Origin of the sequence: Isoptericola sp. NPDC060257 (assembly GCF_042726645.1) — a bacterium.
GTDB lineage: Bacteria > Actinomycetota > Actinomycetes > Actinomycetales > Cellulomonadaceae > Isoptericola > Isoptericola nanjingensis.
The window spans coordinates 1-5,410 of record NZ_JBHXAW010000294.1; the positions used below are offsets into that span (position 1 = coordinate 1).

General features: G+C 73.2%; 5 protein-coding genes and 1 pseudogene. 4 read left to right on the forward strand and 2 right to left on the reverse strand.

Annotated features, from left to right (window positions below):
• Nucleotides 1–1,611, forward strand: a 1,611-nt coding sequence (locus ACFWEK_RS18410) for a DUF222 domain-containing protein (protein WP_430554971.1), incomplete at its 5' end; no start/stop codon positions are given.
• 103 nt (nucleotides 1,612–1,714) lie between these two features.
• Nucleotides 1,715–2,977 (forward strand): metallophosphoesterase family protein, encoded by a 1,263-nt coding sequence (locus ACFWEK_RS18415; protein WP_430554972.1) that lies wholly within the window; start codon nucleotides 1,715–1,717, stop codon nucleotides 2,975–2,977.
• Nucleotides 2,978–2,992: 15 nt separating this feature from the next.
• Here the strand turns inward: ACFWEK_RS18415 and ACFWEK_RS18420 are convergent, their stop codons facing one another.
• Together ACFWEK_RS18420 and ACFWEK_RS18425 are read right to left on the reverse strand one after the other, a co-directional pair.
• On the reverse strand, nucleotides 2,993–3,526 hold the full coding sequence (locus tag ACFWEK_RS18420; RefSeq protein WP_430554973.1) for a PH domain-containing protein: 534 nt from the start codon (nucleotides 3,524–3,526) through the stop codon (nucleotides 2,993–2,995).
• 64 nt (nucleotides 3,527–3,590) lie between these two features.
• A complete protein-coding gene (locus ACFWEK_RS18425) occupies nucleotides 3,591–4,229 on the reverse strand; it encodes a histidine phosphatase family protein (protein WP_430554974.1) in 639 nt (212 codons plus the stop codon).
• Between the two features lie 157 nt (nucleotides 4,230–4,386).
• Between ACFWEK_RS18425 and ACFWEK_RS18430 the strand changes: the two genes are divergently transcribed.
• Together ACFWEK_RS18430 and ACFWEK_RS18435 are read left to right on the forward strand one after the other, a co-directional pair.
• Nucleotides 4,387–4,860: an NfeD family protein gene (locus tag ACFWEK_RS18430; protein WP_430554975.1), complete on the forward strand. Its 474-nt coding sequence runs from the start codon at nucleotides 4,387–4,389 to the stop codon at nucleotides 4,858–4,860.
• A gap of 42 nt (nucleotides 4,861–4,902) precedes the next feature.
• Nucleotides 4,903–5,373: pseudogene (locus tag ACFWEK_RS18435) on the forward strand (SPFH domain-containing protein); the annotation flags it as partial.
• Between the last annotated feature and the right edge of the window lie 37 nt (nucleotides 5,374–5,410).

A 5,410-nucleotide genomic window follows, 5' to 3' on the forward strand; every position in this document is an offset into this window, starting at 1 on the left:
CAGCCGCACGTCACGGCGGTGCGCGCGACGGTCCTCGAACGCGCGCTCGCCGGGCTGCTCTCCGACGACGTCGCCGACCGTGTGCCGGGTGAGCCCCGTGATGCCGTCGTCGGCCGGGCCACCGACCTGCACCTGTCGATTGATCCTGCGGTGCTCGACGGGAGGACGCTCGTCGGCAGGGAGCTCGTCGGCGGCGCTCCCGGCCCTGGCGACGGGCGCCCGCTGCTCGCCGCGCTGGACGACGCGGCCGCGGGCCCGGACCTGGCCGGCACGCTGGCGTCGCTGGACGAGGCGGAGCTGGACGACTTCACGATCCTCGAGGTGCTGGCCGCCTGGGAGCGGGTCGCCGCGTGGGCGCAGGCGGGATCGGCGCGCGTCCTGGCCGAGATGCTGGAGCGCACGCGCGGGACGTCACGGCACGAGTTCGTGGCGGACGCCGTCGCGGCGCGCCTCGGGCTGACCCGGCGTGCGGCGGCGCAGCTCGTCACGGTGGCGCACGGGACCGCTCGCCTGCCCGAGGTGGCGGACGCGCTCGCGGCGGGCGTCGTCGACCGCCCCAAGGCGGAGGCCCTGATCGACGCGGGCCGGCTGCCCGACGACCTCCGTCGCGAGGTCGTCGCCGGGGTGCTGCCCGACGCCGAGCACCTCACCGCGCCGCAGATCCGCGCGCGCATGCGGCGGGCGGAGATCGAGGCAGACCCGGACGGCACCGAGGCGCGGTACGGCGCCGCGCGCGCCGAGCGGTTCGTCCGGCTCGAGCCGGCCGACGACGCGATGGCCTACCTCACCGCCTCCCTGCCCGCGGACGACGCCGCCCGCGCGTTCGCCGCCATCGACGACGCCGGGATCGCGATGCGCCGTGCGCCGGGGGAGGCGCGTCGGCTCGACGAGTGCCGCGCCGACGCACTCACCGCCCTCGTCACCGGCGGTCTCGTCACCGGCGGGTTCGCGTCCCGAGAGGATGTGACCGGGCCGGCCGCCGCCGGAGGGCTCGCACTCGGCGGCTCCCCGCCGCGTGGCGACGTGGGCGTGCCGTCGTCCCCGCGGCGCTCGCACCCGGGGGCGGGCATCCGGGTGACGGTGGCGGCGTCGACCCTGCTCGGCTCGGACGACCTGCCCGCGATCCTCGCGGGGCACGGGCCGATCCCGGCGGCGATGGCGCGGGCGCTCGCGTCCGACCCGGACGCCGTCTGGCAGCGGGTGTTCACGGACCCGGCGAGCGGCGTGCTGACGGACGTGTCCTCCCGCTCCTACCGCCCGAGCGCGGCCCTCCGCGCGGCCGTCGTCGCCCGGGACGTCACGTGCACGTTCCCCGGCTGCCGGGTGCCCGCCGCGACGTCCGACCTCGACCACGTCGACCCGTACGACCCCGCGTCGGCCGCCCTGCAGACCCACGGCGGCAACCTGCACGCCCTGTGCCGCACCCACCACCGGGCCAAGACGGTCGGGGGCTGGCAGGTCGCGCGGGACCCCGACGGCGGCCGCACCACCTGGATCGCGCCCACCGGGCACCGGTTCTCCCGTGACCCGGTGCCGCAGGACCCGCGGGTCGCGGCCCGGCCACGCTCCGACCGGCCTTGCCTCGACCGGGACGGCATGCCGCCCTTCTGACGGCCGGTCCTTCCGGCCGCGGCCCGTGCTGTTCGGCGCGTGTGCACGGGAGGTTCATCGTCCGGTGGATCCGGCGCCGCCTGGGCCTCCTACGTTCCGGGGCATGACCGAGAACCGGAACGAGCACGTCGACGTGCCCCGCCCCACTGACCAGCCCGCCGCTGACCGGCTCACCCCCGATCGGCCCGACGCCGAGCGGGACGGGCTCGGCCGCCGCACGTTCATGACCCTGACCGGGCTGGGCGCGGCAGGCACGGCCGTGGCGGGGGCGGCCGTGGCGGCGCCGTCGGCGGCCGCGTCCCCGGGGGCCGCACGTGGCCCCCGGCTGCGCTTCCGCAAGGACGGCACGTACACGATCGTGCAGTTCAACGACACGCAGGACGACGAGAAGATCGACCGCCGCACGCTGGAGCTCATGCGTGCGGTGCTGGACGACGAGCGGCCGGACCTGGTGATCCTCAACGGCGACAACATCACGGGTGGCTGCGACACCCCGCTGGAGATGCGGCAGGCGATGAACAACGTCGCCCAGCCGATGGAGGAGCGGCAGATCCCCTGGGCGATCACGTTCGGCAACCACGACGAGGACTCGACGCCCAGCAGCGGGGTGGACGAGGCGCAGATGCTCGCGTTCTACCGGTCGTACCGCCACAACGTGAACGGCCCGACGGCGAAGGGCGTGACCGGTCAGGGCAACTCGCACCTGCTGATCGACGGCACGAACGGGAAGCCGGCGTTCAACGTGTGGCTGCTCGACTCGGGTCGTTACGCGCCGGGCACGATCGACGGGCAGGACTTCACGGGCTACCCGACGTGGGACTGGGTGCGCATGGACCAGGTGGACTGGTACTACCGCACGTCGGTCGAGCTGGAGAAGCGGTACCGCCGCGCCATCCCGTCGCTGATGTTCATCCACATCCCGCTGTGGGAGTACCGGTTCATGTGGTTCGGCTCCGTCGACGGCCGCACCGCCGCGGACCACGAGCGCGGCGCCGCGCGCCACCAGATCGTGGGGGAGCGCAACGAGGAGGAGTGCCCCGGCCCGTTCAACTCCGGGCTCTTCTCGGCGGTGCGGCACCGCGGCGACGTCAAGGGCATCTTCTGCGGCCACGACCACGTCAACACGTACTCGGGCAGCTACTACGGAGTGCTGCTGGGCTACGCCGGCAACACCGGGTTCGGCACGTACGGGCTGAGCGGCGCGGAGCGCAACCGCCTGCGGGGCGCCCGCGTCTACCGCCTCGACGAGTCGGTCGACGGCGTCCTCGTGGACACGACGATGCGGTTCGCGTCCGAGTTCGGCATCGACCTCACGGCCGACGACCAGTGGATGGAGCCGCTGCCCCTGCCGAAGGGCCAGGCCTGACGGAGCCGGGGAGGCTCAGCGACGACGTCCGCGCGGCGGCTCGATCGGCGGCCACTCGCCGTCGTCCGAGCCGTCGTCGGCGCCGTGCAGCAGCTCCTGCAGCTGCACCTGCACGCGCTCGACGCGCGGGACGTCGCGCAGCACCATGCCCGCCTTCTCGGTGGCGTCGGAGACCTGCAGGGTGCCGCAACCGAGCAGCCGGTCCAGGAGGTCCTTCTCGAGCGCGACGTCGTTGATGCGGTAGAGCGGGATGTCGCGCCCGACTCGGGTGACGATGCCGGAGCGCATGGCGATGCGCCTGGTGGTGACGGTCCACGAGGTGGTGCGCCACTTGAGCCACGGCACGAGCACCCACACGACGGCGACGACGAGCAGCAGGCCGAGCACGATCCAGCGGACGACGTCGTCCATCGGGACGACGAACGAGAACGCCGCGGCGACGAGCAGCACGAGCAGCAGCAGGAAGGGCCACACCACGGCCTTCGCGTGCTCGTGCAGGTCCATGACCACGCGCTCGCCGTCGATGAGGTCGTCGTCGTTCAGCGCCATGGCGCACATCGTGCCAGACGGCTGACAGGGTGCGGAGGCCCTGCTCAGGGCTCGGCAGAGCCGCTCACACGTGCGGCGGGAGGTTCCAGCCCTCGATGGTGCGCAGGTCGTGGCCGTACCCGAGCTGGCAGATCGCGGCGGTGCCGAGCTCGAGCCGCGACCCGAACCGCGGGTCGATGCCGAGCCAGGCGGTGGCGAGCACGCGCAGCAGGTGGCCGTGGGCCACGGCGAGCACGTTCCCGCCGTCCTGCAGGGTCGCGTCGGCGCGCTCCACGAAGCGCCGGGCGCGCGCCGCGACGTCCTCCAGCAGCTCGCCGGGGCGCCCGTCGCCGTGCTCCGGGTCGGGTGGCAGCACGCGCACGCCGTCGTCGAAGATCTGGAACGGGTGGCCGAGGAGGTCGCCGACGTCGGCGCTGGTGCGCCCGTCCACGGGCCCGTAGTCCCACTCGGCGAGGTCCGGGTCGACGACGGCGTCCGGGTGGCCGGCGAGCGCGGCCGTGCGGCGGGCGCGCTCGAGCGGCGACGTGTAGACGGCGGAGAACTCGATCCCCTCGACGGCTCGCCCCGCGGTGCGGGCCTGCTCCTCGCCGGCGGGAGTGAGCGCGATGTCGGTGCGGCCGGTGTGCTGGCCGCTCACGCTCCACTCCGTCTCGCCGTGGCGCAGGAGCACGAGCTGGGGGTCCTTGCTCGGCACGAGAGGCATGCTCCGAGCATCACGCAGACCTGCGACGACGGCACCTGGACGGCCTGGGAAGGGCACTGTGGACAGGCTTTCCAGGAACCGTCCAGAGTTCGCTAGGGTGTCGTCGCCGTCACAGGACCGTCACATCTTCATCACTCGCCACTCGGGGAGGCCACCCGTGCTCGTCTTCGTTCTCATCGGCGCCGCAGGGATGGTCCTGCTGCTCGTGTCGCTCCTCGTCGGCGAGCTGGTCGACCTCGGCGACGGGGCGCTGTCGGGCACGTCGCTCGGGGTCGGCGCGGTCGTCTTCGGTGCGGTGGGCGCGATCGTCGTCGCGAACGACCTCGCGACGTGGATCGCGTACGTGGCCTCCGCGGTCGTCGGCCTCCTGGCCGTCGTCCTCGCGCAGGTGCTGGTGCGGCGGCTCGCGGCGAGCGACGACGGCGTCGCCGTCTCGCTCGTGGGCGCGCACGGCACGGCGACGACGGACGTGACGGCGACCTCGGGCGAGGTCTCCCTCGACGTCCCGAGCGAGCTCGAGCGTCGCCTGGCCCGCTCCGACGAGCCCATCGCGGCCGGGTCCCGCGTCGTGGTGCTCGAGCACTCCGGCTCCACCGTGCGTGTCGGGGTCCCCGGCCCGCAGGTCCGCTGACCCCTCCCCACGACCGGAAGGAGACGCGCTCCGGCGCGCACCATGTTCGACTCGACCGACAGCAGCTTCATCACCACGATCGCGGTGCTCGCGCTCGTCGTGGCGTTCCTCGCGGTGGGCATCTTCGTCGCCCAGCGCATCCGCCGGGTCCCGCCGAACCAGGCCCTCGTCATCGTCGGCCGCGGTGCCGGCAAGAAGGAGACGGCCGCCCAGAGCCAGCGCGTCGTCATCGGCGGACGCACGTTCGTCTGGCCGATCCTGCAGCAGGGCTTCGCGATCTCGCTCGAGCAGCGGCAGATCGGCATCACCGTCGAGGGCGTCGACAAGAACCGCATCAAGATCGCGATCAAGGCGTCGATCAACTTCAAGGTGCGGGGCGACGACGAGGGCGTGCGCCGCGCGGCGCAGCGCTTCCTGTCCCAGCAGGAGATGCTCACCGAGATCATCAAGGAGTCCCTCGAGGGCTCGCTGCGCTCCTTCGTCTTCGACATGACGATCGTTGTTTTATTATCCTAACGCTAGGGCCCTGTCTATTTTAGTATTGTAGTTG